At 37.7% G+C, this 26,101-nt stretch carries 17 protein-coding genes; 14 read left to right on the forward strand and 3 right to left on the reverse strand.

Annotated elements, in window-relative coordinates; translation table 11 throughout:
- Nucleotides 1–6 precede the first annotated feature (6 nt).
- The 6 genes from argJ to BMZ04_RS08690 all read left to right on the forward strand — a co-directional run bounded on the left by argJ (nt 7) and on the right by BMZ04_RS08690 (nt 5,745).
- Nucleotides 7–1,212 carry a bifunctional glutamate N-acetyltransferase/amino-acid acetyltransferase ArgJ gene (gene argJ, locus BMZ04_RS08665; protein WP_177184388.1) on the forward strand — a complete coding sequence of 402 codons (1,206 nt, stop codon included), beginning with the start codon at nt 7–9 and terminating at the stop codon, nt 1,210–1,212.
- Nucleotides 1,181–1,951 (forward strand): acetylglutamate kinase, encoded by a 771-nt coding sequence (argB, locus tag BMZ04_RS08670; RefSeq protein WP_369802642.1) that lies wholly within the window; start codon nt 1,181–1,183, stop codon nt 1,949–1,951. The genes argJ and argB overlap by 32 nt, the downstream gene beginning before the upstream one ends.
- Nucleotides 1,948–3,072 carry an acetylornithine transaminase gene (locus BMZ04_RS08675; RefSeq protein WP_093267985.1) on the forward strand — a complete coding sequence of 375 codons (1,125 nt, stop codon included), beginning with the start codon at nt 1,948–1,950 and terminating at the stop codon, nt 3,070–3,072. Before argB ends, BMZ04_RS08675 begins: the two co-directional genes overlap by 4 nt.
- Before the next feature lie 797 nt (nt 3,073–3,869).
- Nucleotides 3,870–4,337, forward strand: coding sequence for an SRPBCC family protein (locus tag BMZ04_RS08680; protein WP_093267989.1), 468 nt, complete (start codon nt 3,870–3,872; stop codon nt 4,335–4,337).
- Nucleotides 4,338–4,339: 2 nt separating this feature from the next.
- A complete protein-coding gene (locus BMZ04_RS08685; RefSeq protein ID WP_093267993.1) occupies nt 4,340–4,720 on the forward strand; it encodes a DUF1761 domain-containing protein in 381 nt (126 codons plus the stop codon).
- 179 nt (nt 4,721–4,899) lie between these two features.
- Nucleotides 4,900–5,745, forward strand: a complete 846-nt coding sequence (locus BMZ04_RS08690) for a nuclease-related domain-containing protein (RefSeq protein ID WP_177184383.1) — start codon at nt 4,900–4,902, stop codon at nt 5,743–5,745.
- A 339-nt stretch (nt 5,746–6,084) separates the two neighbouring features.
- Here the strand turns inward: BMZ04_RS08690 and BMZ04_RS08700 are convergent, their stop codons facing one another.
- A complete protein-coding gene (locus BMZ04_RS08700; protein ID WP_093268005.1) occupies nt 6,085–6,639 on the reverse strand; it encodes a helix-turn-helix domain-containing protein in 555 nt (184 codons plus the stop codon).
- 250 nt (nt 6,640–6,889) lie between these two features.
- Between BMZ04_RS08700 and BMZ04_RS08705 the strand changes: the two genes are divergently transcribed.
- The 6 genes from BMZ04_RS08705 (at nt 6,890) to BMZ04_RS08730 (ending at nt 17,703) form a co-directional block, all read left to right on the forward strand.
- Nucleotides 6,890–7,711 (forward strand): transporter substrate-binding domain-containing protein, encoded by an 822-nt coding sequence (locus BMZ04_RS08705; RefSeq protein WP_093268009.1) that lies wholly within the window; start codon nt 6,890–6,892, stop codon nt 7,709–7,711.
- 31 nt (nt 7,712–7,742) lie between these two features.
- A complete protein-coding gene (locus tag BMZ04_RS08710) occupies nt 7,743–8,399 on the forward strand; it encodes an amino acid ABC transporter permease (protein ID WP_093268012.1) in 657 nt (218 codons plus the stop codon).
- A gap of 21 nt (nt 8,400–8,420) precedes the next feature.
- On the forward strand, nt 8,421–9,149 hold the full coding sequence (locus BMZ04_RS08715) for an amino acid ABC transporter ATP-binding protein (RefSeq protein ID WP_093268015.1): 729 nt from the start codon (nt 8,421–8,423) through the stop codon (nt 9,147–9,149).
- 1,165 nt (nt 9,150–10,314) lie between these two features.
- Nucleotides 10,315–12,540 (forward strand): hypothetical protein, encoded by a 2,226-nt coding sequence (locus tag BMZ04_RS08720; protein ID WP_093268019.1) that lies wholly within the window; start codon nt 10,315–10,317, stop codon nt 12,538–12,540.
- Nucleotides 12,541–12,973: 433 nt separating this feature from the next.
- Complete coding sequence (locus BMZ04_RS08725) at nt 12,974–15,214, forward strand: hypothetical protein (RefSeq protein ID WP_093268022.1); 2,241 nt, start codon at nt 12,974–12,976, stop codon at nt 15,212–15,214.
- 248 nt (nt 15,215–15,462) lie between these two features.
- Nucleotides 15,463–17,703: a hypothetical protein gene (locus tag BMZ04_RS08730; RefSeq protein WP_093268025.1), complete on the forward strand. Its 2,241-nt coding sequence runs from the start codon at nt 15,463–15,465 to the stop codon at nt 17,701–17,703.
- Nucleotides 17,704–18,033: 330 nt separating this feature from the next.
- Here BMZ04_RS08730 and BMZ04_RS08735 read toward each other — a convergent pair whose 3' ends face one another.
- Nucleotides 18,034–19,728: a glucosaminidase domain-containing protein gene (locus BMZ04_RS08735; RefSeq protein WP_093268029.1), complete on the reverse strand. Its 1,695-nt coding sequence runs from the start codon at nt 19,726–19,728 to the stop codon at nt 18,034–18,036.
- Nucleotides 19,729–19,874: 146 nt separating this feature from the next.
- Between BMZ04_RS08735 and BMZ04_RS08740 the strand changes: the two genes are divergently transcribed.
- Entirely contained in the window at nt 19,875–20,273 is a 399-nt protein-coding gene (locus BMZ04_RS08740) for a hypothetical protein (RefSeq protein WP_093268032.1), read from the forward strand.
- Between the two features lie 70 nt (nt 20,274–20,343).
- Here the strand turns inward: BMZ04_RS08740 and BMZ04_RS08745 are convergent, their stop codons facing one another.
- Nucleotides 20,344–21,165, reverse strand: coding sequence for an SLAP domain-containing protein (locus tag BMZ04_RS08745; RefSeq protein WP_093268035.1), 822 nt, complete (start codon nt 21,163–21,165; stop codon nt 20,344–20,346).
- Between the two features lie 326 nt (nt 21,166–21,491).
- On the opposite strand from BMZ04_RS08745, the gene BMZ04_RS08750 reads away from it, so the two are divergent.
- Nucleotides 21,492–25,673, forward strand: coding sequence for an FIVAR domain-containing protein (locus BMZ04_RS08750; RefSeq protein ID WP_093268038.1), 4,182 nt, complete (start codon nt 21,492–21,494; stop codon nt 25,671–25,673).
- The last annotated feature ends 428 nt before the right edge of the window (nt 25,674–26,101 follow it).

Below are 26,101 nucleotides of genomic sequence, written 5' to 3' on the forward strand. Positions count from 1 at the left end.
ACTACGATGAAATCAATTTCATATAAAAATATCGCATCACCAAAAGGCTTTAAAGCAACGGGTATCCATTGCGGGCTTAAACACAAGAAAAAAGATTTAGCACTACTAGTGAGCGACGTTCCGGCAAGTGTTGCCGGTGTATTCACAACAAACGTATTCCAAGCTGCACCACTACTTGTCTCAAAAGAAGTCGTGCAAAACACGGGCAAAATGCAAGCAATCATCGTTAATTCAGGAAACGCCAATTCATGCACAGGCAAACAAGGTATGATCGATGCTTACACGATGCAACAAAAAGCAGCGGAAAAACTAGGCATCGAACCAAACTTAGTAGGTGTTGCATCCACAGGTGTAATCGGCGAAATCATGAAAATGGAGCCATTACTTGAAGGCATTCAAAAACTTCATCCGATCGACGAGCTTGAAGGGGCAATGGACTTTGCATTAGCAATCATGACAACAGACACAGTAACGAAAAATACATCTTACAAAACAACGATCGACGGGAAAGAAGTAATCTTTGCCGGAACCGCAAAAGGCTCTGGAATGATTGAGCCAAACATGGCGACGATGCTTGGATTTATCACAACCGATGCGAATATCGAATCGAATCATTTGCAAGCGGCGCTAAAATCTATTACTGACGTAACATTCAACTCCATTACAGTGGACGGCGACACATCCACAAACGACATGGTGATTGTTATGGCAAATGGTCTAGCAGAAAACAACACGCTTACACCAGACCACCCAGACTGGGAAAACTTCATCCAAGCACTTCATGCGGTCTCTCAAGATTTAGCGAAAATGATTGCAAAAGATGGGGAAGGCGCGACAAAACTAATCGAAGTGGAAGTGCAAGGAGCAGCAACCGATGAGGAAGCACGCAAAGTTGCGAAAACAGTAGTAGGCTCACCACTTGTTAAAACGGCTATTTTTGGAAGTGACGCAAACTGGGGAAGAATCATCGCTGCTGTAGGTCGTAGCGGTGCACAAATAGACCCAAATAACGTTAAAATTAAAATCGGAGACGCCGATGTAGTGGAAAAAGGCGAACCAGTTCCGTTCTCAGAGGACGATTTATTTAATTATTTAAAACAGCATGAAGTGAAAATTACCGTCGAACTAAACAATGGCAACGGCCAAGGAATAGCGTGGGGGTGCGATTTAACGTATGACTATGTCCAAATCAACGCAACCTACCGCTCTTAAACGCATCGTCATCAAGCTCGGCGGAAGTATGCTCGAACGGTTAAATGAAACCCATATCGCAAACTTCAAAAGCTTGCAACAACAAGGTATCGACCTCATCATCGTTCACGGCGGAGGTCCTGCCATCAACAAACAACTAGAAAAAAACGGCGTCACATCCACAACAGTGGGCGGAATCCGCGTAACATCCGAAGAAGCAGTAAGCATCGTCCAGTCCACCTTGATCGGTCAAGTGAACCCACCACTAGTTCACCAACTCAATAAAGGCGGAATTACCGCAATCGGATTAAGTGGCTACGACAACTTACTAACCTGCGCATTTCTAGACAAAGAAACATATGGCTTCGTCGGAGAAATAAAAGAAGTAAACAGCCAACTACTCGAAACCTTGCTCACAAATGGCATCATGCCAGTCATTTCCTGCTTCGGTTGCACAAATGACGGCACGCCGCTCAACATAAACGGCGACACAGTAGCGAGCAAAATCGCAGGGGCAATAAAAGCAGAAAGCCTGCTACTAGTGACCGACACACCAGGTATTAAAATCAACGGGGAAGTGCAACAAGTAGTAACTGCAAAAGCAATAAACGACTGGATTGAATCCTCAGACATTTATGGAGGAATGATTCCAAAAGTAACTGCAGCACTAGATTGTCTCGCTGAAGGCATCCCGTCCGTCAAAATTGTCGGCGAAACATTAGAAGGAACAACCATTTTACAGCAGGAGGTTTATGCATGAGTGCATTATTTCAAAACTACGCACGCCGCCCTGTTCATATAGTGCAAGGGAAGGGCACAATCGTAACAGATGACACAGGAAAAGAATATCTCGATTTCACAAGCGGCATCGCGGTACTAAGTCTCGGCCATGCGCACCCTGCAATCGTGCAAGCCATTCAACAACAAAGCGAAAAACTATGGCACACTTCGAATCTATTCGAAAGCCCAGAACAAGAAAAACTAGCAGCAACGCTTGTAAAAGATACTCATCTTTCGCATGCATTTTTCTGTAACAGCGGAGCAGAAGCGAACGAAGCTGCGATTAAAATGGCGCGTAAACATACAGGAAAGAACGTCATCATCACATTCGAAAAATCATTCCATGGTCGAACATTCGGCGCAATGTCCGCAACCGGGCAAGAAAAAATACGCCAAGGCTTCGGTCCTTTACTCGAAACATTTCGCACCATCCCTTTCAATGACATACAGGCGTTAGAGGCTGCAATCGACAGTGAAGTAGCAGCAATCATGCTCGAAGTTATTCAAGGAGAAGGAGGAGTAAACAAAGTATCGTCTGAATTCGCACAAGCAATTGCAGACATTTGCGAATCAAAAGGCATTTTACTGATCATCGACGAAGTGCAAACAGGCATCGCACGCACCGGAACTCGCTACGCATACGAGCAAACCGTCCTAAAACCGGACATCATGACACTCGCAAAAGGTCTCGGCGGCGGCTTCCCTATTGGGTCTATGCTCGGCACAAGTGCACTATACGACACATTCAGTCCCGGCACGCACGGCACGACATTCGGCGGTAACCCACTAGCAGTAGCCGTCGCGCAAACCGTGCTCGACAATGTGTTCACTACTGAATTTTTAGATGCTGTCAATGAAAAATCTGCCTACCTTTTAGATAAATTAAGAACAGCACTACCGAATCATCAAATCGTCGGCTCCGGCTTACTGCTCGGTATCGCATGCGAAGAAGAAGTAGCACCATACATCGAAAAAGCAGAACAAGCAGGTCTCTTACTAGTAGGAGCAGGTCCAAACGTCATCCGACTCCTGCCACCACTAACGGTCACAACCGAAGAAATCGACCAAGCAATCAACATACTTTCTTCTATATTAAAATAAGAAGCTACAACTTGAATTAAAGCGCTATTCACAAATAGGACCGCCCTATCAAATAGGCCGGTCTTATTTGAATTTCCAAAATAAGCCTAAGCGAGACATAACCCACCCTGAACGCGACAAGCTACACATCGAACGCGACAAAACCCCCTCCGAACACGACAAACCCCCAGCCCAAAGCGACAAACTCAAAAAGGAAGCCCTTTGCAGGTGCAAAGGGCAAAATCATTTAACCAAATCTAGCAAAATATGCTTAAGCGAGACAAAACACACCGCGAACGCGACATACCAAACATCGAACGCGACAAAACCCCCTCCGAACACGACAAGCCCCCAGCCCAAAGCGACAAACTCAAAAAGGAAGCCCTTTGCCAGTGCAAAGGGCAAAATCATTTAACCAAATCTAGCAAAATATGCCTAAGCGAGACAAAACACACCGCGAACGCGACATACCAAACATCGAACGCGACAAAACCCCCTCCGAACACGACAAGCCCCCAGCCCAAAGCGACAAACCCAAAAAGGAAGCCCTTTGCCAGTGCAAAGGGCAAAATCATTTAACCAAATCCGGAAAAATAAGCCTAAGCGAGACATAACCCACCGCGAACGCGACAAACCAGACATCGAACGTGACATAACCCCCTCCGAACACGACAAACCCCCAGCCCAAAGCGACAAACCCAAAAAGGAAGCCCTTCGCCGGTGCAAAGCACAAAAAAACAACCATTGCAATCACCCAATAATATGGTACACTTTAGAAAAATTCACCAACTATTCCGTATATGAAAAGGAGCGCACACATGCTAACTTGGCACAAAGAAATCACAATCCCAGCACCAATCGAAACAATTTGGAACCTATTTGACCTCGACCACATCCAAAGAATCATGCCCAACATAGTAGAACACAAACCACTAGAAATAAAAGAAGGCGTCGTCGGCTCTACCTATCAGCAAACCTACAAAGAAGGAAAAAGAACCCAAACGTATATCGTAACGGACATCGAGTACGAAAACACAACGCATAAAAAGCACAACAAAATCGAGTTTACTTTAGCAAAACTATTTAAAATCCAAGCTGGCTTCACCTTAATCAAAGTCGATGAGCATACAACTAGATTTATCTACACTGGTCAAAATGAAGGCGTCAGTTTAATGGGACGCATTTTTGCTAAACTAGGTAGCCAAAAACAAAACGAAAAAGTAGTAAATGACTTTGTAGAGCTAGTTCGCACGGAAGCATTAAAAGACGCAACTAAGGTGGTATAACTATGTCCATCGATTGGAGTAATCTAAACTACATGGCCATTATTGCTGGAGGGCTATTGTACATGGTGTACGGAGGAATCTATTATTCAGTTCTTCTATCAGGAAAAAAAGAAATTCAAAGTAATCGACCGTTCAAATATATTTATTCCGTTATAATCGCATTTATCAATTCATTCTTAGTAGCAATCCTCATTCAAGTAACGGCAGCGGATAGCTTACTACAAGGAGCAGCAATCGGCTTCATCATCGGAATCATCATTACGATGGTTTACGTAAAAAACGCATTATTTGGTCTCATTTCCAAAAAATCATTACTTATCGCAATTGGCGATCACTTAATCATTTTCACGTTACTCGGTGTTTTGCACTGCTGTTTCCAATGAATACTAAAAATTCAGTTTTTCTATAGTTGCAACCTACTTACTATGCTAACCTAGAAAAGAGGTGATCATTATTGATAGCTAAACCATTTGCAAAAACAATCCATGCAGAAGCACTAACAGCACTTACGAAGAGACTACGTAAAACTCATCCCAAATACACACAAATTCGAGATGACATGATGCAGAAAAATGCAGGCGATCTAGGCGAAGAAGTAGTCATGCGTGAAATCGAAAAACTTAAATTACCCCACAAATTTTATGTTTTTCACAATATCAGCTTATACTCCGAGGTCAACTTTCAAATGGACATCCTTATAATCACACCATTTTACGCACTCATCCTAGAAGTGAAAAATATATCCGGAGAGATTGAAATTTCCACAAATCCCGCCGAACTCGTCCGTACAAAACCCAATGGAGAAAAGAACAGCTTCAATAGCCCGGTCCCCCAACTGGAAGAATACATCTATCAACTATCCCAACTCTTTAGATCTAACAAACTAAATATCCCAATTTACGGCGCCATCACATTTGCTTTCGCAAGCTCCTATGTGAAAAAAGCTCCGTCTAATTCCGTCTTTCTTCTAACAAATGAAGTGCGGAAATTCATACGCGAAATAAAAACAGATAAACGAATCCTTGCAGATAACGAGTTGGACAAACTAAAAAATTGGCTACTCCAAAAAAATAATGAATATAATTCATTGCCATTAAGTAACCATTTTGCAATAAATCCACAAGACATTGTAACTGGCGTAGAATGTCCTTTCTGCGGATACTTAGGAATGAAAAAGGTAATACGCAACTGGGCTTGCCCAAGATGTAGAAACTTTAGTAAATATGCACACGAACAAACACTAAAAGATTATTTCCTAATTTACAAAAATACAATAAACAATGAAGAATGCCGCCGTTTCTTCCATCTACAAGACAAACATGAAGCCACTAGAATCTTAAAAAATCCCAAATTAATAAAAACAGGAATCGCTAGAAGCACCAAATACACAATGACCCTACAAAAATAAAACCAAAGCTCTTTGCCGCAGCAAAGAGCTTTCTTTAAGCCAAAATATGCCTAAGCGAGACAAGCCACACCGTGAACGCGACAGACCACAATTCGAACGCGACAAAACAACCCCCGAACACTACAAACCACCCGCCCAACACGACAGATCCAAAAAAGGAAGCTCTTTGCCGAGGCAAAGAGCAATTTCCGAGTGATCTATTTCCAATATGTGGCTAAGCGAGACAAACCACAACGTGAACGCGACAAAACCACCCCCCGAACACGACAAACCACCCGCCCAACACGACAAAACCAACAAAAAAAAGCCCCTCGCCACAGCGAAAAGCCCCATCCCCACCTAAAAACTAGAAGTCATCGTCCAAACCGCCACCGCATCCTCATCTCCATCATTAAAAAAACGATGCGGCTGCGAACTATCAAAGTAAATACTATCACCCTGACAAAGCGTATGGCACTCACCCTCTAGCTCCACACGCAAGCAACCAGAAAGAATCATCCCGCATTCCTCGCCACCATGAAACAAAAAAGGCGTGTCCAAATCCTCCCCAGGCACAACGATCATCTTGAAAAAACTCATCTGCTTACCGGTGGTTGGCGACAACAACTCATAACTCACAGTCGGGCGCACCCGCTTCACCACTTTTGCCTCGCCAGCTCGTGTAATGGAAACGGCAGTCGTTACTTCCGTTTCGAAAAACGAAAAGATCGGCACTTTCAAACTATGACTCAACTTCCATAGCGTCTCCAGAGAAGGAGATACCAGTCCTCTCTCTATTTGGGAAATCATACTTTGACTCACTCCTGCTAGTCTAGCAAGCTCTTCTGACGTCAATCCTTGAAACCTACGCAAATAGCGTATTCGCTTACCAATCTCTCCTTTTGGAAACTCCATAATAAAACCCCTTTTCGAATAAATATACAATAACCAGAATAATAAAACATATAATAATGTTTAAGTGGTATACATATAATCTATTATTCATTCTATTTTGCACCTTTTTTCGAATAGAATCAATAATAAAAATATTATAACTATTAATTTTTTATGTAGACATGTGAATAATAATAATTTATACTACTAATAATTCACTAGTTTCATAAGGGGAACTGAATTAATTATAAAAAAACGGGGGTACATAAACATGAAAAAATGGTTAGCAGCAGTATTAATGATTGCCATGTTAATCATTGCGGGGTGTAGCAATGATTCAGGTGGGGGAGTTTCCACAGAAAACTCAACCATTCAAAAAGCACTGAAAGAGAAAAAATTAGTTATCGGGATGTCAACAGGATATTTCCCATTTGATATGAAAGATCCAAAGGGCGACTTCATTGGTTATGATGCAGATACTGCAGAAGCACTTGCAAAGGCACTTGGAGTGGAAATTGAATATAAACAGTTTACTTTTGACGGACTAATTCCTGCGTTACAAGCAGGGGAAGTAGACATGGTTTTCGCTGGTATGACTATTCGTGGGGACCGTGCACTTGCAGTAAGCTTTGCCAATCCATACTTCCAAACAGGTCAAGCAGTTATGTTACCTGGAAAAGATACAACGACACAAAAATGGCAAGATCTTGATGTAAAAGGGAAGAAAATTGCAGTAGGTATCGGAACGACTGGTGCGTTACTTGCAAAAGATGTATTTAAAAATGCAGAAATACTAGACTTTGAGAACTTCCCAGATGCAGCAGCAGCTTTAGCATCAGGTAAAGCGGATGGAATCGTATATGACGAGCCGGCAATTGCTGTTTGGAAATTACAAAATGGAGACAAAGTAAGACAACTAGAAGGCCTAATCTCTACTGAAAACCTTGGAATTGCACTGAAGAAAAATGACTTCGAAACAATCCAATGGGTAAACTCATTCTTAAATAGCTACCTAGGAAGCCCTGCAGAGCTTGCATCTCGTGAAAAATGGTTCGAAACTTCTGACTGGTTAAGTGAAGTAGTAGAAGAATAAGACACTCTAGCAACATAGAGGAGGAACAACAATGATTTACGACTGGAGTGTTATACCGCGTAATATGGACGTCTTTATTGACGGTGCCATAAAAACACTAGAAATTTCTTTACTGGCAATTCTTATTGCTATACCGATAGGTGTTATATTTGGATTGGGACGTGTTTCGAAGAACAAGATTATTAGATTAATAGCTTCGATTTATGTAGAAGTTATTCGCGGTGTTCCGCTACTTGTTTTACTTATGTGGATTTACTTCGTACTCGGACAATATTTCAAACTTGGCTCCTATTGGGGAGCGATCAATGCGCTAGCGATATTTGCGGGTGCATTCATCGCAGAAATTGTTCGAACTGGAATTCAAGCAGTACCAAAAGGTCAAATGGAGGCTGCCAGATCTCTAGGTATGTCTCATACAAAAGCAATGACTCATATTATTTTGCCGCAAGCATTTAGAAGAGTATTGCCACCGCTTGCATCTCAATTTATTATGCTCATAAAAGATTCGTCCCTTGTATCCGTAATTGCGGCAACCGACTTAACATTAAACGCAAAAAACTTAGTAGCGACATCATTCCGCTCGATCGAAGTATGGACGTTCGTTGCATTAATCTATTTCATCATGACATTCAGCCTATCATTAATCATTCGATACTTCGAAAAACGATTACTGAAAAGCGAAGCATAACGGCAAGGAGGGTGTACCCAAATGATCTCAATCAAAAATGTCAATAAAAGCTTCGGTGCCCACCACGTCCTAACCGACGTTTCGCTCGAAGTACCAAAATCGAATGTAGTCGCACTAATCGGACCAAGTGGAGCAGGGAAATCCACGCTCATTCGAACGATCAATGCACTAGAACCAATCGACAACGGAGAAATCACCGTCGATGGGATATCCATCCACGACAAAAAAACGGATATAAACAAAGCCCGACTAAACATCGGCTTCGTATTCCAAAGTTTCAACCTATTTCCGTTTTTAACAGCATTAGAAAACGTAACAATTTCACCAATGAAAGTAAAAGGACTATCAAAAGAAGCTGCTGAAAAGAGAGGGAAAGAACTACTTATCTCACTTGGGCTAGGAGACAAATTCGACGCCTACCCAAGCAGACTTTCAGGTGGTCAACAGCAACGCGTAGCTATTGCAAGAGCACTAGCAATGGACCCGCAAGTCATGCTATTTGACGAACCAACATCCGCACTTGACCCAGAAATGGTAACTGAAGTGCTCGATGCCATTCGCAAACTAGCAAAAGACGGCATGACCATGGTTGTAGTAACTCACGAAATGGGCTTCGCTAAAGAAATCTGCGACGAAATCGTCTTCATGGCAGAAGGCAAAATAGTCGAACGCGCAGCACCAGACAAATTCTTCACCAATCCAGACACGCAACGTGCGCAAGACTTCCTATCTAAAGTATTAAACCACTAGATTTTTCTAGTGGTTTTTTCTTTCTATCAACTTCTTTACAAATAAATAACATTACGTAATTCGCTTTCGCTCTTAATCGAATATATTCTAATAGAAGGAACTCTTCACACGAAACCATAATTATATAAAGAGAACCCTACGTACTCAAGCAACTCCGCCGACATCGAAAGCTTCCTTATTGAAGCATATGATATTACAATTTGTTTACTATAGTAATCAAAGCTTAATGCGACAGAAATATTTGAAAAGATAAACGATAAGTCAAATTAACTAGCGTATACTACTTTTCTACTCTATAAAAGGAGACCTTAAATTCCTAGGATCCAACGAAGCGTGGAGACACAAAGATGAACTGTGCACAAGGATTCTACGAAATGACGACAACCCACGAGCTTGGTCGCATCATCGGACGGCGACGTCATGAAACAGCCCCAACTACTACCAAAAATAAAGCGTAAAAGCTTAATTGAACGGCTAAACCCGCTACCCAACACTTCCCAACCTAAAAGAAACAAATGTCTTCCTAACTCTAGAAGGCAATGCTGGCCTAATCGGAGGTCTTGTATTTGCGACACAAATAAAAAACGCCCTCTGCATCAGCAAAAGGCGTAAAAATAAGAAAAGAAGCATCCGATGTTCAGATGCTTCTTTTCTTGAGCGATAAAACGAAGGAAGTAGAAGGCTGCACACTAATGAATGTACAAACAAGTTTACGGCGTTACACATCTATAAGTAACCTTCTATACTGTACATCATAACACAAATAATAAAAAATGCACGCATTTACACAAAGAAATTTTAAAAAAATATTGGAGTAACTAGAATCTACTATAATCATAAAGAAAAGAGAAACAAAGAAATTCTAATTAATCGGAAAAATAAATATGCAAAACCTATCATTCTAAAAATAGTCATAATTGTTCAGAAAAAAAGGTGGCACAATTGGTAATATTGCTGTAATATGGAACATGTAATAGAGTCCTTGGTGCTTTCAAAACATCATCCTCAAAAATAAACTGGTAATCTTTGAGGTTTCTAGTTGATTTTAGCATAAGAGTTTTGTATACTCATATATTAGTTAGGGTGATGATATTGGACGCTATCAAGCGACCGGCGTTACACACTACAAAATTGCAACACACAAGCGAAGGGAGATCACAAGTTTATGAAAAAAGTTATCAAAATTGCAGCTTCAACTGCAGTAGCAGCTTCAGCATTCGTTGCAGCAGCACCAGCAAACCAAGCTGACGCAGCAACAAACGTAAACCAATTAGCAACAGACGCACAAAATGCAGGTACAGTATTAAAATGGGCTATCTCAGTAGAAGGTTCTGCTGATTATAAAACTGCACCACACGCTCAATACAATGCTGCGAAAAAAGCAATTGCTGCAGCAGAAGCAGCAGCTGCTAAACTTTCAACTTCTGAAAAATTAAACATTGACGCTAAACTTGTTGAACCAAAATTACAAGTAAAACGCGCTCAAGCTTACATCGATGCTATTACTTCAAGTGAAAAAATCCAAGATTTAACTTCTGGATTAGATGCAGCTATCAAAACAAACGATATCGAAAAAGTAGAAGCTGCTTACCACAAAGCAACTGCTGAGTATCGTAAACAAGCGGCTCTTTTAGACCGCGTATATGGTCAATCAACTCGTGACGGAATCCGTAACGAAGTTAAACCAGCTATCGAAAAATTAGTAGCTTCAGTTAAAAACGAAGTAACTGTTAACATGCTTGCTAAAGCAGCAGCAGCTGACGTTAAAGCAGGTAAAACTGCAGATGCTTCTAAAAAAGTTGCAGAAGCTCAAGCAATCCTTGATGCTAATGTTCTTACATGGGAAACATCTTTACAAAAATCAGTTGATGATGTAGTTACAGCATTACCATTAACTGTAAGTTCTGTTGCTCGTGTAAATGACACTACTGTTGTTGCTTATTTAAGTAAACCAGTATCTGCTGTTTATGCTTCAGATTTCACTTTTGATAATGGTTTAGTAGCAACTAGTGCAAAACTTGGTACAGATAACAAAACTGTTACTGTAACTACTACTAAACAAGCTGAAGGCAAAACTTATAATGTATCTTTCAAAGGTAGCTCTGCTTCATTCTCAACAGCAGCGGCAACACCTGGTAATATTGCAATCTCTTCTGATGATATCCATTCAGAACTTGGAAGAACTGAAGTAGTTGTAGCTACATTTAAAAAAGATGATGGTACTCCTAACCGTTTACCAGTAAAAGTTACTATTCCAACTGGTGTTGTTGTTACATCTGTAAATGGTCAACTTTTAGAAGTAGCAGGAACACCTACACCAGCTACAGGAGTACAAAACTTTACTCCAAACGAATCTGGTCAACTTATTTTAGTGGTAACTAATGCAGCTTCAGCTACAGCAGTAGTTGAAAAAGTAATTGATTTTGATCAAAACGGTGAAAAAGAATCTTCTCAAAAATTAAACTTCTACACTGTTACAGATGCTCAACCAAATACTACTACTGGTGTAGTTAGTTATGTTGATGCAGCAAACAATTTCTTTGTTGCAGGAAATAATAAATTTAAATTAAAAGCTATTGATACTTTACAACTTGAGGGTTCACCAACTAATTTAGATGCATTTAAATCTAAATTATCTAAAGGTGATATTGTAACTGGTGATTATAAAGCAGGTACTGCTTCTTCAGTATTAAACCTATACTATGATAAACCAGCAGGTTTTGATTTAGAAGTAAACGAAAAAGTATTAACAGATACAACAGCTATCCGTGTTGATAACGATTATGCTAGATTCACTGGTAAAGGTGAAGTTGGTAAAAAAGTTGTAGTATATAATAATGCAACAAACGCTAAAGTTGGAGAGACAACTGTTGGTTCAAATGGAACATGGACTGTTGAAGTTCCTGTTGCGGCAGCTTCAACATTTGCTTTCTATCACCATACAGAAGCAGCTCAACCAGTTCCTGCTACAAAGCCAGCAACTGCAACTACATTAAGAGCAGTTACTCCAGGTGAATTTACTGCATCTAACAATACAGGTTCATTTGCAGCTGCTGGAGGTTCAGCAGATCAATCTCTAAATGGCGACACACTTAAATTATCTGTAGCTACTGTTGCAGGAGATAAATTTAAAGTTGCTAGCAATGCTTCTATCACATTACGTGATGGAGATGGATCAGTAGTTACTCTTGTGAATGGTCAAGAAAATACGAAAATCGCTTACAATTCTTCTACTGGAAAACTAGATATTACATTTGGTTATGCAGCAGCTGTTGGTGGTACAACAGGTGGATTACAAGGTGGATTAAGTATTACTGATATTCAAGGTGTAACAAATGATTACGGTCTAAAATTAAAAACAAAAGGTTTATCAAATATCGCTGGATATTAATATCTATTAATACCACTATTATCAAGACCTAAGTTAAAAATAGAAAAAGATTCCTTGGTTTATTTAACCTAAGGAATCTTTTTTTCGTTGTGTCCTGAATGTAGCGTCCATGTGTTGAAAACAATTCTATATAATTCTGACAATTAACTACAATTCAATTAGAAGAGTGAAATATACATTTCAATTAAGTAAGAAGTGGCAAGAGTGAAAACTTTGGTTACTTCTTTTCTATTTTCAATGATTCATCATAGTATAGTGTCCTGGCTTTTTGGTGATAGGACGTGCATAAGATTAAAGGAATAATCCTGATAAAAGGAATATCGATATTATATGTGGAATAAATAGATATGGGAGAAATAGTGTAATTTACACATAGTAGTTTTGTATAAACATATAATAAACAATGTGAGTTTTGTAGAAGGGGAGAATAAATATGAAGAAGAATGCCATTAAATTAGTAGTTTCTACAGCAGTTGCGGCATCTGCAATTGTGGTAACATCACCAAATCAACAAGTGGATGCAGCAACAAATATTGACCAATTAATGACCAATGTTCAAAATGCAAGTACTGTATTAAAATGGGCAATTTCTGTGGAAGGTTCAGCGGATGGAGTAACACAGCCATGGACTCAATACAATAAAGCAAAAACTGCGATTGCAGAAGCGGAAGTGGAGATAAAGAAATTAAGCTTTTCGGATCAATTAACGTATGAGGCTCGATTGACAGATCCTAAGACACAAATGAAACGAGCCCAAGGGTATCTCGATGCAATTACAGCAAGTGCAAAGATTAATGGAAAAACGAGTACACTTTCTGCTGCAGTAAATGAAAATAACTTAGACAAAGTGGAAAAAGCATATCACGAAATGACCGCGGAATTCCGTAAACAAACAATTTTGTTAGATCGTGTATATGGCCAATCGACTCGTGATAAAATTCGTAATGCAGTTAAAGGTCCTGCTGAGAAATTAATAAATGAAATAAAAAATGATGTGACAGTGCATATGTTAACAAAGGCTGCGATTGAAGATATTCGTGTATCGAAACATACGGAAGCAGCTTGGAAAATTAACGAAGCACAAGCAATTCTCAATGCAAACGTGTTGAAGTGGGAAAGTACTCTCCAAAAAAATGTGAATACTGTTGCAAATTCTTTACCGATTCAAATTGCGTCGATTTCGCGAATAGATAATACGACTGTATCCGTTAAATTGAATAGGGCTGTTTCATCTATTCGAGCTACTGACTTTACAATTGATAATGCTTTATCTGTAACAAATACAACATTAAGTAAAGATGGATTAACGGCGACGTTAACTACTTCGGCTCAAACACCTGGTATTAAATATACAGTGAAATATAAAGGTAGCTCCTCTAGCTTTACTGTTCCAGGAAGTGTTGTACCAATTCAAATAGGAGACACTACGACTCAACATAGAGAAACATCTGAAGTTCTTGCAATTTCCGCTACTTTTGCAGGTTCTAATACAGTACGAGTTGACATTCCCGCTGGTGTGAAGTTATTAACAATAAATGGCATCGAGAACATAATCTCTGGGGCAAAAAATGTAAATGTTGTACCGGATAAAAATGGCAAGGTTACGATTACATTTACTGCGAAAGATGTGAATACCACTGCCATTGATAAGACAATTTCTTTCAACGAAATAGTAAATAAAAAAGTAGTAGATACGCTAACTTCAGCTAAAATAAATTTTTATGCACCTGCAAAAGCAGGATCAATGACAAATAAAAAAATACATTATGTAGATATCAATAACAACTACTTTGTTACATCTGATGGACTTAAATATAAACTAAAGGGTTCTAGTGACACATACCGAAATGAAGGAATTGTAGTTTCTTATGATAGTTTCAAATCCGCTTTAGATATTGAAGATACCGTTAGTGGAACATATCACCCTACAAATGCTTCTTCTTTCAATATCACACAAAACCATTATTCTGTTGGTTTATCTATCGACTCGAAATTTGCACGTAAATCAGGAACTGCTGGATATCGCATGATTGGGAAAGAAATAGAATTGGTGGGAACAGGTCAACCGAACTATGAAGTGTTCTTTTTCAAAAATGGTGCTTATCTTGCAAAAGTAAAAATGAGCTCTACTGGTACATGGAAATACAAAACAACCGTTAAGCAAAATGATATAACGGATTTTACCATGATCCAACAACCAGCTGGAAAAGCTACTCCTTCAACTAGTGATTGGAACGGAACAACACTAAGAGTAGTAGAAGGTCCATTTGATCTCGCTTCTGTAACTGTGGGAAATGGTAAAGAAGAAGATATATCAAATAAAGAAGTAACATTCACAATCGCTCCAATAACACGTGCAAATGGAACAACAGTTGCTCAAGACCAAGCTATTCTTTCTAAAAAAGCCTCTATTACAGTAGCAGATGCAGATGGAACCCAAGTTCAATTTACAAACAATGAAAACGGTACACTCTTCACTACAACAACAAAAGGCTTTAAAATCAAGTTTGGACCGACTGTCGACAATAAGCTTGCCGGCACCGTTATTAAAAAAGGAAAAGATGATAATAAAACATTAGATGGTCCACTAGATGTCCTTGCAATTGACGGTGTTTCTAATGAGTATGGTTTTATCTTAAAAGTGAACAAAGGATTCCAAATCAAGGGATACTAACTAAACAGAACTAACAAAGCCGTTAAAGGGTACCCTTTAACGGCTTTAATTCTGAATTCCGCAATCTTTATCGAATGCTACATTAGAGGGAGATATGCTAATTTAGGAAAGAGAAGAAAGAGGATGAATTTGGCGAGATAATCATTACTTGGAAAAATTGAAGAAAGCTATTCATGATAGACTTATTTATAGAAAGACTCCACTGGATTAAAACCTGGATACATATTAGTAAAGGAAGAACTCAAATTATGAGAAATAAAGTCTTAAAAATAGCATGTTCAATTGCCATAGCCGCATTTATTAAATCACCTGCGCAACAAGCTAAAGCGGCAACGAATACAAATCAATTAGTAACAGATGCACAAAATGCCGGCACCATATTAAAATGGGCAATTTCAGTAGAAGGATCTGCTGATTATAAAACTCGCCCATATAATCAATATAATACTGCGAAGAAAGCTATTAAAGTAGCAGAGATGGCAGCTACAAAGCTTTCACATTCTGAAAAATTAAGTATTCAAGCTAGACTAGTAGAACCTAAAACACATGTAAAACGTGCACAGGCATATATCGATGCCATTACATCAAGTGAAAAAATTATCAATTTAACAAACAATCTTCGAGAAGCAATAGATTCTACGGATCTTGATAAAGTGGAAGTCACTTATCACACAGCAACTGCTGAATATCGTAAGCAAGTAATACTACTGGACCGAGTCTATGGACAATCTACTAGAAATGGAATTCGTAATGCGGTAAAACCTGCTATGGAAAAGTTAATAGAGCAAGTTAAATATGATGTAACGGTGAAAATGTATCTAGAGAAAGCTTCTCAATTTATTAAAGAGAACAATCTAGCAGAAGGAGCCGCTGAATTAGAGAAAGCTAATTATTACTTAACTTTTAATGCTGCGAAATTCACTTTCAGAACTCAATTAGAGAAAAGTTATACGGACATAGAAGCTTCTTTACCATTACAACCACTTGCGGTATCTTCTGACGGACAAAACATGGTGATTGTTCATTTTTCAAAAGAATATTCTATACCACTAGCTGGTTTAGAAGCTGGACAGTTTAAAATTTCAGGAGAAACTGTACAAGACGCTAAATTATCAGAAGACAAAAAGTTAGTAATTCTGACAACTTCTGATCTTAATTCGTCTACCAATTACATGGTCACTTGGAAAGACCATAAGATGAAATTTGCAACAGAAGCGGTTGTTGATACTACAGGTATTATATTATTTGATACAAATGATTCTTATTTGGAAACCTCCAATAATCATATATACCGAGCAAATTTAACTAACTTGGATGGATCTCCATATGTTGGCCGTGTACGGATAAACTTATCAGAAGCAAACACTACTACTGAAACTACTTCTACAACTGCAGTGATCACTTCTGCAAATGGTCATATAGGAAATGCAGGGCAAGAATTGACCGTTTACACAGATCAAAACGGAAACTTAACTTTTATCATTGCAACAGCTGACGCAACTTCAGCTACCTTTGTACAACCGACTATCCAAAAGCTTGATGGAAATCAAAAGAGTAAAAAAGCACCAATGACTCATTTTTTCCAGTTGCAAAATAGTAGTGATTTTTATGAGTTAAGTATCGTGGATCCATATATATACACTGAGGATAACTATATATTTACCGGTGGTTTCAAATACAAATGGGATGCCAATGACCTATTTTTCATTCATGGACAACGTGTATCACAAGAAGTATTCGAAACAGCACTATCTAATGGTGACTCTGTGACAGCTGGCTATGAAATAAAACCAGAAAACATTTCTACTTGGAATATAACAAGTGAAGTAACAAAAGCTGCTAAATTGGAGATTACGAATCCGGCGCATACACCTGTGACATACGATGGTTCTAGCTATATTATAAGTGGTACTGCTCAAGCAGGTTATACTGTACATGTATACCGTAACGGTGTATTCATTGGTACAGCTAAGGTAGATGAAAATGGAGAATGGACTGTTGGTTCGATTAGCATATTGCAAAACGAAGCGAATAAATTTGAAGCATATCAATATGCCCCTGGTAAAGACGGAAATAATGGGGTAGGATCAGAAAATCCAACTAATCCAGCTACAGCGACAATCAACGAAGGTGCTTTCGCTTCAACTGAGATTACTCTAAATGATAACAATGATAATGGTTTATCCATTTTCGATACTTTAGATTTTACATTCATTAATCCTTCATATGGAAATGAATTTAAGAAAGCCTTAACAGGTACGGTAACCATAAATGACGGTTTTGGTAGAAATGCTGTAGTTAAAGTGGAGTATATAGATGGTGATACACTTGAAGTTGTTGAGTTTGTTTCAGTAGAACCTGAATTTACTCATCATTCGTCTACGCTTATTATTATAGCTACTTCTGGAATAGTAAACCAAGACCAACTTGCATATAACGCAACTAAATCAAATTCTAATGGACCGGTTATAATAGGCACTATTAAATAAAATAGAAATTTAAAAAAATTCTTCAGAGAGAAATCTCTGGAGAACTTTTTTATTATGTGCTTAAGTAAAAATAAAAGGAAGTTAAGAGCATTATTCATCCCAACTACCTAAGTCATTAATTCAATTCACTCAGTGATATCTGACTTCCTAAATCAAGAAGAGGTCCCTTTACATATTCCTTTAAAGAGTTTGGTTTTTAACTTGTTGCTTTTATGCTGCGCTAAAATGAACTTTTTGAATGCAGTAGAAGCATTTATTTGACCCATTCATGCGTATACAAATTAATTAAAAAATCCACTCAAGCATTTATACTTGAGTGGATCATTTCTGTTATTTCACCGGAAGCTCTTGAACATAAGAACGATGAATATAAAGTTCTTCGTATGAAGCAGAGTCAGAAAGTACTTTGATCCAATCGGATTCTGGTAAGTTATCATCTAGAATAGTAATCGGCATTCCAGAATTAGTATATTTGTACGCAGCAGTATAATTAGTTCCAGGACCAGTGCGAACGTTTAGACCAGTAGAAGTTGTAATGCCAAGCTTATATGGGCTTGCGGAATCTTTACCACCCATCATTTGATCGATTCGATACATATGTCCAGCTGCTTTTGCACCCCAGTATGGATCGGATGCGTATCTTACATTTAGTCCGATTGCTTTATTTCCAAAGACGCTACCATTTGCATAACCTGCATTAGGAGGTAGATAGTTTTTATTCAAAAACGCATTTATGAGTTCATTAATATTCTGCTCGACTGTGTCGAAATGTTTGGCAAGTGGATTATTGTCCGTTACGTATAAACCAAACAAGTTATTGTACTGCTGGGCTCTATCACTTAATCCATAGGCACTTTCATGTTGCGCTAAGGCAAGGATATGTAGAGCATTGATATGATATGTTTCTTCCACTTGTTTTAAATAAGAGCCAAGTCCAATTAGTTTACTTTTTTGTGTTGCTTGTTGGTACATAGGGATGTTTGGATGGTCTCTTTCTAACTTTTGAAGCATGGACATTATATAGGCATCGATTTCTGTAGCTGTATAATTCGTTTTGCTTCTAGCGGACAAATATTGAAAGTAAGGATAGCTTGTCCCGACTTCATGTCCAGTGGCATTTGTAAAATGTGCTCCGTCCACACTGTAATATGTTTGGCCTGAGGTCATGAAATTAGGTGCATTTCCAACTTGATAGGATGCATATGAGCCAGTGTTAGGAGAGTAAATCGAATGTATAAGTTGACCATTTGAAACAGAATAATAGGATCTTCCTTTTAACGCATTCCAAGGGATAAGATTACTATTCTCATGTTTTATATATAAGTTTTTCCCAGCTACATTCACTTCAACATATGTATCGGTTGAGTCAATATAAAGTAATTCTGTATTAGAGGGTACATATGTCGCAGCTTTCTTAAGCTGTTTGTCCGAATAAATATTCGTTAGCACACTCGATGCGGTGGCTTTTGTAACTACCAAACCACTAGGCATTTTAATAAGTGACCCATTATATTGTATTGCCTGATCCGCTTTCAAATTAGTAACAGCCTCTTCGAACTTAGCATAGGATTTAACAAGATTAGTAGTTCCATTTGCGAGTATGGAGACAATGTCATATGTACCTGACGACCCGATTGTAAATTTCTTAAAAGTGTAAGAGGATAGTGATTCTCCCTTATCATCTTTAATGTCTCGCGTAATATGTAGAGTATATGTCTCTGCATTCTTATAATCTTCAAGTGGAGGTGCGACTATGACACTTTTTCGATTTGCAGAAACAGTGATGGCTCCGTTCTTTTTTTCACCAAGGGAATTTACCACAAAAATAGAGTTAGAATGGGCACTAGCAGGATCGATTGGTTTATTGAATGTAATTGTCCAGACCTTATCGGGCTTCACATTCAATGCATCATCCAGATTGCTCTCGAATTCTTCCGCACTTGCCATTAATGGTAAAGCAAAGAGCAGAATAACTGCGAAAAAGGAGAGCATTACATTTCTTTTCTTATACAGTTTTGCAAACAATTGTTTTTTCCTCCTTTAAACCTCATTTTCCACTATTATACTATAAGTTTATGTTATAAAGTTCAACTACCTACTAATAACATCTAATATCTATTACAATAGTAGTAATGTTAGTTTGATTCATAATAAAAAAGGAGGAGAAAGTAATGTTAACGAAAATAGCTAAAATGATTGTGCCGACCCTATTACTTTTAGGACTTTTAATAACGGTTCCAATAAATACAAATGCAGCAACTAAAGTAATGTGGGGTAAAACCGAATTAAAGATTGGGCAAATTGGAAAGGTAACGATTTTACAGGACACACCACTCGTAAAAATCGAAAGTAATGGTTCTTTGACACCTGTTCGTATGTTGAAAAAAGGTGAGGAGTATCGTGTATATAGTTATAAGGGACAAAATAACGGGTTATATGGTGTAGGTGGAAGTAGTTTCGTTCAAAAAAATACTGCTAAAGTAAAGTATGAAACACCTTCGAAAGCGAAATTAGCCCTTGTTGCAGGAACAACTGCTCCAACCACGCTAGAGGTATTGGATATACGCTAGATCGCATCTTTGTACGAAAAAAAATAAAAGCCGTTAAAGAGGGGGACTCTTTAACGGCTTTACTCATGTATTACAAAGTTTGTGGAATCATTTCAATTTTCCAAGAGCTGAAATCAGGGTTTTCTTTCATGAACACTTCTTTTGAGAAAGACAAGCTAAGCGGACGCGCTTGTTTGGAAGCAATTTCGAATTCGCCAATTGGGAATCCGAGCTTACATACCATATCACCAGCAGCATCAAACAATTGAATCGGTAGGTTCTCGATTGTTAATGTTTCAGAGAATGCATTACGAATGATGATATAAATTTGAACTGCTTCCTCTGTTTCATGGAAATGGAATCCTACAACCGATATTTCATTTTCTTTAATAGGTTCTAGTGAAGAAACTAAGTTTTGCACATATCCTTTTTGATCGTCTGTAAGACCATTCGACCAATTTTCATCTAAATATAGTTCGAAATCTTTTACTACTTTTTCGTAATACTCAAATGCCATTTCAAAATCCATCTCATTTGTAATCTCTTCATAAGGGACTAGCAAATCGTTCATTTCAAATAAGAAATTCCATGGTCTAGCTGTACATGCTTCTAGTTCTCCAAACAACTCCATATCGAATTGCTTTTTCGCAAGCTCTTTTCCTTCTTTATCTTTCACTACTAAAACTACTTGTTCTAGGCGAAGTTTTTTCGGTAAAGAGTGTCTTATAATTGCCGTTACAACTATTCCATCATCTACTGTATATAATTTTACGCCGTGAACATGAAGCTGGTTGGCTTCTAAATCTGCTAGCTGTTGATGGAAATATTGAAAAATATACTTCTCCTGTGCTGGTATTTCCCAGTCTGCCGAAAAGTCGATTTCAGTTTTATATGTTTTAGGTGTATTTGTCATAAGTTAGTTCCTTTCTAGTTTGGATAATTTAATTTCATTATAACATAATGAACCGTTTAACCATCTTCTTGCACAATAGATGGTGTGGTTTTAGGTTGAGTAGTTTGTTTTTTGTAACAAAAATTAGTACAACTCAATTGAATTCTATCTATCATTATAAGTGTAGATTAATAATCCACGTTTATGAATTATGGGTTTTCGCTCTAAATCAAAAAAAATGTCTATTCATTTAATACTATTTAGAATTTCTATTATAAATAGTAAAATAGACATGTGTATATTTTCATGCACATAATAGGTGCTTTCGCCACTAGGAGGATATTTTATTGAAAAAGAAATTATTAAAACAGACAGCAGCAGCAGTTTTATTATCTTCATCATTTTTATCTCTTACACCACCCGCTTATGGAAATACGACTTCCATAGAACAATCGATTGATTCGATTAAATTAGAGATGAAAAAAGCAAGGGCTTCCTATGTGAATTCTGCCATAGAAGGTAAACTTACACCGAGTAGTTCTTTATACTCAATACTGAATAATGTTAAAGATAATTATCAGGGTATTAAGAAAGAAATAATTAACTCTAAACTCCCTGAAAAAGAGAAACAAGCAAAACTAAAAGAAATTGATACTATTTATAATGAAAATATTATAAAAGGTCTTATTCCATATATTGACGCATACAACTACGCAACGAAATACTTAGATCCATTGTTAGTAGAAATAAAAGAAGCAGAAGAGAAAAATGATTTAGCAGCGGTTGAAAAAGCATACCATAAGTTATCTGTTCAGTTAAAATCAAGAACATCCATATTGTATAGATTTTCCGGTAAAGCATCTCGTGACCTATTGTTAGAGAACTATAAAGAACCAGCGGATACCAAACGTGATGAACTCATGGTTCCAGTTACTATTTATATGAAAGTCACGGAAGCGGATAAGTTAATGAGCGAAGGGAAAAAAGAAGAAGCTCAAAAAGTACTTGAAAGTGTTAGCTCCTTAATAAAATTACTTACAAACCCTGAAAAGAGTTCTTTCATTACTGCTCTTATACAAGAGGTAGAGAAAGTACAGGGAACAGTTGAAACACCAGCAGCTCCACCGTCAACAAGCGGAGGAAGTAACTCAAATAGTAACGATACGGATTCCGGTTATACACCACCATCAAGTGGTAATGATAGTGGAAATAATAGTGGCAGTGATGGAGAGTCAGCAGTAGTGAAGACTGCACTGGAAACTAAGATTGCGGAAGCAAAAGCTGCTCTTGAGGGTGCAGTAGAAGGAAGCTTAGCAGGCCAATATGCGGAAGGTTCTATTAAGAAACTACAAGAAGCGATTAAAAAAGCAGAAGTAGTAACTTCAGATGAAGAAGCGACACAAGCAGCGGTAGATAAAGCTATATCAGAATTGGAAGAAGCAATATCCACATTCGAAGAAGCAAAAGTAGCCGACGAAACGGAAGAGCCGCCGGTTGAAAAGACGGCATTAGAAACTAAGATTGCGGAAGCAGAAGCAGCTCTTGAGGGTGCAGTAGAAGGAAGCAAAGCAGGCCAATACGCGGAAGGTTCTATTGAAAAACTACAAGAAGCGATTAAAAAAGCGGAAGCAGTAACTTCAGATGAACAAGCAGTGGTAGAAATAGCTATATCAGAATTGGAAGAAGCAATATCCACATTCGAAGAAGCAAAAGTAGCCGACGAAACGGAAGAGTCGCCGGTTGTAAAGACGGCATTAGAAACTAAGATTGCGGAAGCAGAAGCTGCTCTTGAGGTTGCAGTAGAAGGAAGCGAAGCAGGCCAGTATGCGAAAGGTTCTATTGAAAAACTACAAGAAGCGATTAAAAAAGCGGAAGTAGTAACTTCAGATGAACTAGCGACACAAGCAGAGGTAAACATAGCTATATCAGAATTGGAAGAAGCCATATCCTCATTCGAAGAAGCAAAAGTAGCTGACGAAACGGAAGAGTCGCCTGTTGTAAAAACGGCATTAGAAACTATGATTGCGGAAGCAGAAGCTACTCTTGAGGGTGCAGTAGAAGGAAGCGAAGCAGGCCAATATGCGAAAGGTTCTATTGAAAAACTACAAGAAGCGATTAAAAAAGCGAAAGTAGTAACTTCAGATGAACTAGCGACACAAGCAGAGGTAAATATAGCTATATCAGAATTGGAAGAAGCAATATCCTCTTTCGAAGAAGCAAAAGTAGCTGATGAAACGGAAGAGTCGCCGGTTGTAAAGACTGCACTAGAAACTAAGATTGCGGAAGCAGAAGCTGCTCTTGGGGGTGCAGAAGAAGGAAGCGAAGAAGGACAATATGCAGAAGGATCCATCAAAACACTTCAAGAAGCAATTAATGAGGCAGAACTAGTTGTTTCCAGTAATCAAGCAACACAAGCGACTGTGGATATAGCGGAAACCACTTTGAATGAAGCAATCAAAGCATTCAAATCTGGAAAAGTTGAGATGGTAAATGGGGAAGTAAAAGGAAAAATTGATGAATTAACAAGTAATGGAGTAACAATTGATGGTAAAACTTATTCTGTGGACAATAAATTAAAGGCTTTCTTCCAAATCCCAAATAATTTGGCTTTAAACAATGGAGAAATTACTGTTGAAGTTACTAATAATGTAATTGTAAACGTAGTAGCACTTACCTTAACAAACAATGGTTCATCAGCCTCGAATATAATACTTGATGGTGGTGGTGCTGTGATAGATGGATCCGTTGTAATAGAAGGTGACTATAATTCTGTGAATAATTTAATTGTAAATAAAGATTTTACAATTTCTAGCAATGTGGAAAATAGTTTTAAATCAGATAACTTAACTGTAAAAGGCACAGCTAAGATTGATGAGACTCAAAAAATTGCAACTGTTGCATCGCTTTTTGCTATACCATTAGCTGAACAACCTAAAACAAAAATTACCGTAATCTTCAAGGATTCAACAATGGCTGTTATTGAAATTGCAAAAGAGGATGTTAACTTCTCAGCGACAGGAAGTACAGAAGTGACAACCCTACGAATTCAAGCAAATGCTAATATTTATGCAAGTAAAGGAACCATTCTACCAAATGTTCAAATTAGTAAAGGTGCAACTTTAGTTGAGCTAAATGCAACTATTGCTAATGTAGTTATTGAATCAAATGATCAGGTTACAATTTCAGGAAAAGGTCATTTTGATAATGTATTCGTAAATTCCACTAAAAAAGTCACTTTAGATACAACAGGAACGATTTTAAATCTAGAAATGCAAAATAAATCATCTAAAATTGCAATAACTGGTGATTCTATGGTTGGGAATATAATTGTTCCTGAAGGGAAAGAAGTAAAAGATTTAGTAGATGGCTTTGATACCATTGAAGTTAAAGAGAAATTTCAAAAAATATCAGGTATTACAAATGAGGGTTTTAATGAAGATCTTTTGAATAAAAGTGAAGAAACATATTTTGCAGCAGGCATAAATGAAGTTAAAGGTAAGTTTGGTTACGTTACACTTGATTTGGTTAACCAAGGTGAGTATGAAGTGAGATACCAATTAATCGACTTGCATGAAGGGGATATAGAAACTCCTGGCGTGTGGGAACAAGTACCTAATGATGCTCTCAGTTATAAACAAGGTGATAGTTTTGTATACTGGGCTGGTCATGCTCTTGTTGTGTACCAAGTTGATACAACGGGGAAGATTTTAGATAAAATAGAAGTAATCGACAGTATATATCCTATTGAGGGAAGTTTTAAATCTGAAAAAACGTTCACTATGAAAATGACTTTAAAACCAGATAGTTATTCTGTATCAGATTTAATGGAATATGTTTATCTATATAATGGTGCTAGTGTTGAAAAAATAGTAGACTTCAAATCGGTAACTTGGGATAAAGTAGGCGATATAACTGCAATCAATCTAGAACTTAAAAATAAGGTTGATTTAGAAAAACCAGTGAGATTGTTTGTTAGGACAGAAAGGTTTGGAATATTGGGTTCACATATAGGTAATATAAATATTATGAATAAAGAAATGGATATATTTATTTTACACGATCTAGTCAATGACACTAATCCGAACCTAAGAACTAATGAATTTAGTTATGTTCTTGGTTGGGTAGCTTATAAAGAAGTAGAAAAAGTATTTCCCAATGGAGAGAAATATACCACTCATGAGTCGATTGCTGAAAGTGATTCAGTTAGTGCAGCTCAATATAGAAAAGAGCTTGTGAATGATAAAGAATCATTAAAAACTGCAGAAGCGATAACGCAAATGGTGAATAATGTAAATGTAAGCTTAAAAGATAGAGTAGATAAGTATAAAAAAGCCCGTGAAAAGGTCAATAACTTATTTAAAGAAGATAGACATCAATACAGATGGTATAACCAACTAGGAGAAAATGTAACTGAACAGGCAATAGCTGAGGCAAGAGTAGCGATTGAGGCTATGGATGAAGAGTTTCTAGAGAAAAACAGGCTAATAAATGATGTAAATTTTGCTGAGTATCTATTAAGCTTAAAATAATAGTGTTTATATAAGTGTTTATCAAACATTGTGACCCTTTAATAATTCCTCTCGAGTGGTTTAAACTTGAGAGGAATTTATTTATATTGGAAAGTATAAAAAGAACAATTCTAGCCATTTCTTGTTATAACAGATATAACGAAAGACGGCTAGTTCATGTTTGAATTTTTCTCGTTTAGCGATTTACAGGGAAGCTTTTTAGTGTATTTGTGTATATAAGTAATAAATATTAACGTACTGTAAATACTACTATTAAATTTCCTTTTTTAACGTTAAAGGGATTCGCTAATCTTTCAACATGTTAGCAGACATAATTTATTTTGGGGGCGGAAGTGTAACCGTCAAGTAGAATTGAGCAGTTTTCACAAAATAAGTTTAATCAATTTTCCACAATTAAGTTTGAGCACTTACTTCAGGAAACAAAGTTT

Origin of the sequence: Psychrobacillus sp. OK032 (assembly GCF_900111345.1) — a bacterium.
In the GTDB taxonomy this organism is placed as follows: Bacteria; Bacillota; Bacilli; order Bacillales_A; family Planococcaceae; genus Psychrobacillus.

Excerpts from the sequence above, each read along its gene's own strand:
- argJ (WP_177184388.1), top strand. The coding sequence starts at position 7 with ATGAAATCAATTTCATATAAAAATATCGCATCACCAAAAGGCTTTAAA.
- argB (WP_369802642.1), top strand. The coding sequence starts at position 1,181 with ATGTCCAAATCAACGCAACCTACCGCTCTTAAACGCATCGTCATCAAG.
- BMZ04_RS08675 (WP_093267985.1), top strand. The coding sequence starts at position 1,948 with ATGAGTGCATTATTTCAAAACTACGCACGCCGCCCTGTTCATATAGTG.
- BMZ04_RS08680 (WP_093267989.1), top strand. The coding sequence starts at position 3,870 with ATGCTAACTTGGCACAAAGAAATCACAATCCCAGCACCAATCGAAACA.
- BMZ04_RS08685 (WP_093267993.1), top strand. The coding sequence starts at position 4,340 with ATGTCCATCGATTGGAGTAATCTAAACTACATGGCCATTATTGCTGGA.
- BMZ04_RS08690 (WP_177184383.1), top strand. The coding sequence starts at position 4,900 with ATGCAGAAAAATGCAGGCGATCTAGGCGAAGAAGTAGTCATGCGTGAA.
- BMZ04_RS08700 (WP_093268005.1), bottom strand. The coding sequence starts at position 6,639 with ATGGAGTTTCCAAAAGGAGAGATTGGTAAGCGAATACGCTATTTGCGT.
- BMZ04_RS08705 (WP_093268009.1), top strand. The coding sequence starts at position 6,890 with ATGAAAAAATGGTTAGCAGCAGTATTAATGATTGCCATGTTAATCATT.
- BMZ04_RS08710 (WP_093268012.1), top strand. The coding sequence starts at position 7,743 with ATGATTTACGACTGGAGTGTTATACCGCGTAATATGGACGTCTTTATT.
- BMZ04_RS08715 (WP_093268015.1), top strand. The coding sequence starts at position 8,421 with ATGATCTCAATCAAAAATGTCAATAAAAGCTTCGGTGCCCACCACGTC.
- BMZ04_RS08720 (WP_093268019.1), top strand. The coding sequence starts at position 10,315 with ATGAAAAAAGTTATCAAAATTGCAGCTTCAACTGCAGTAGCAGCTTCA.
- BMZ04_RS08725 (WP_093268022.1), top strand. The coding sequence starts at position 12,974 with ATGAAGAAGAATGCCATTAAATTAGTAGTTTCTACAGCAGTTGCGGCA.
- BMZ04_RS08730 (WP_093268025.1), top strand. The coding sequence starts at position 15,463 with ATGAGAAATAAAGTCTTAAAAATAGCATGTTCAATTGCCATAGCCGCA.
- BMZ04_RS08740 (WP_093268032.1), top strand. The coding sequence starts at position 19,875 with ATGTTAACGAAAATAGCTAAAATGATTGTGCCGACCCTATTACTTTTA.
- BMZ04_RS08745 (WP_093268035.1), bottom strand. The coding sequence starts at position 21,165 with ATGACAAATACACCTAAAACATATAAAACTGAAATCGACTTTTCGGCA.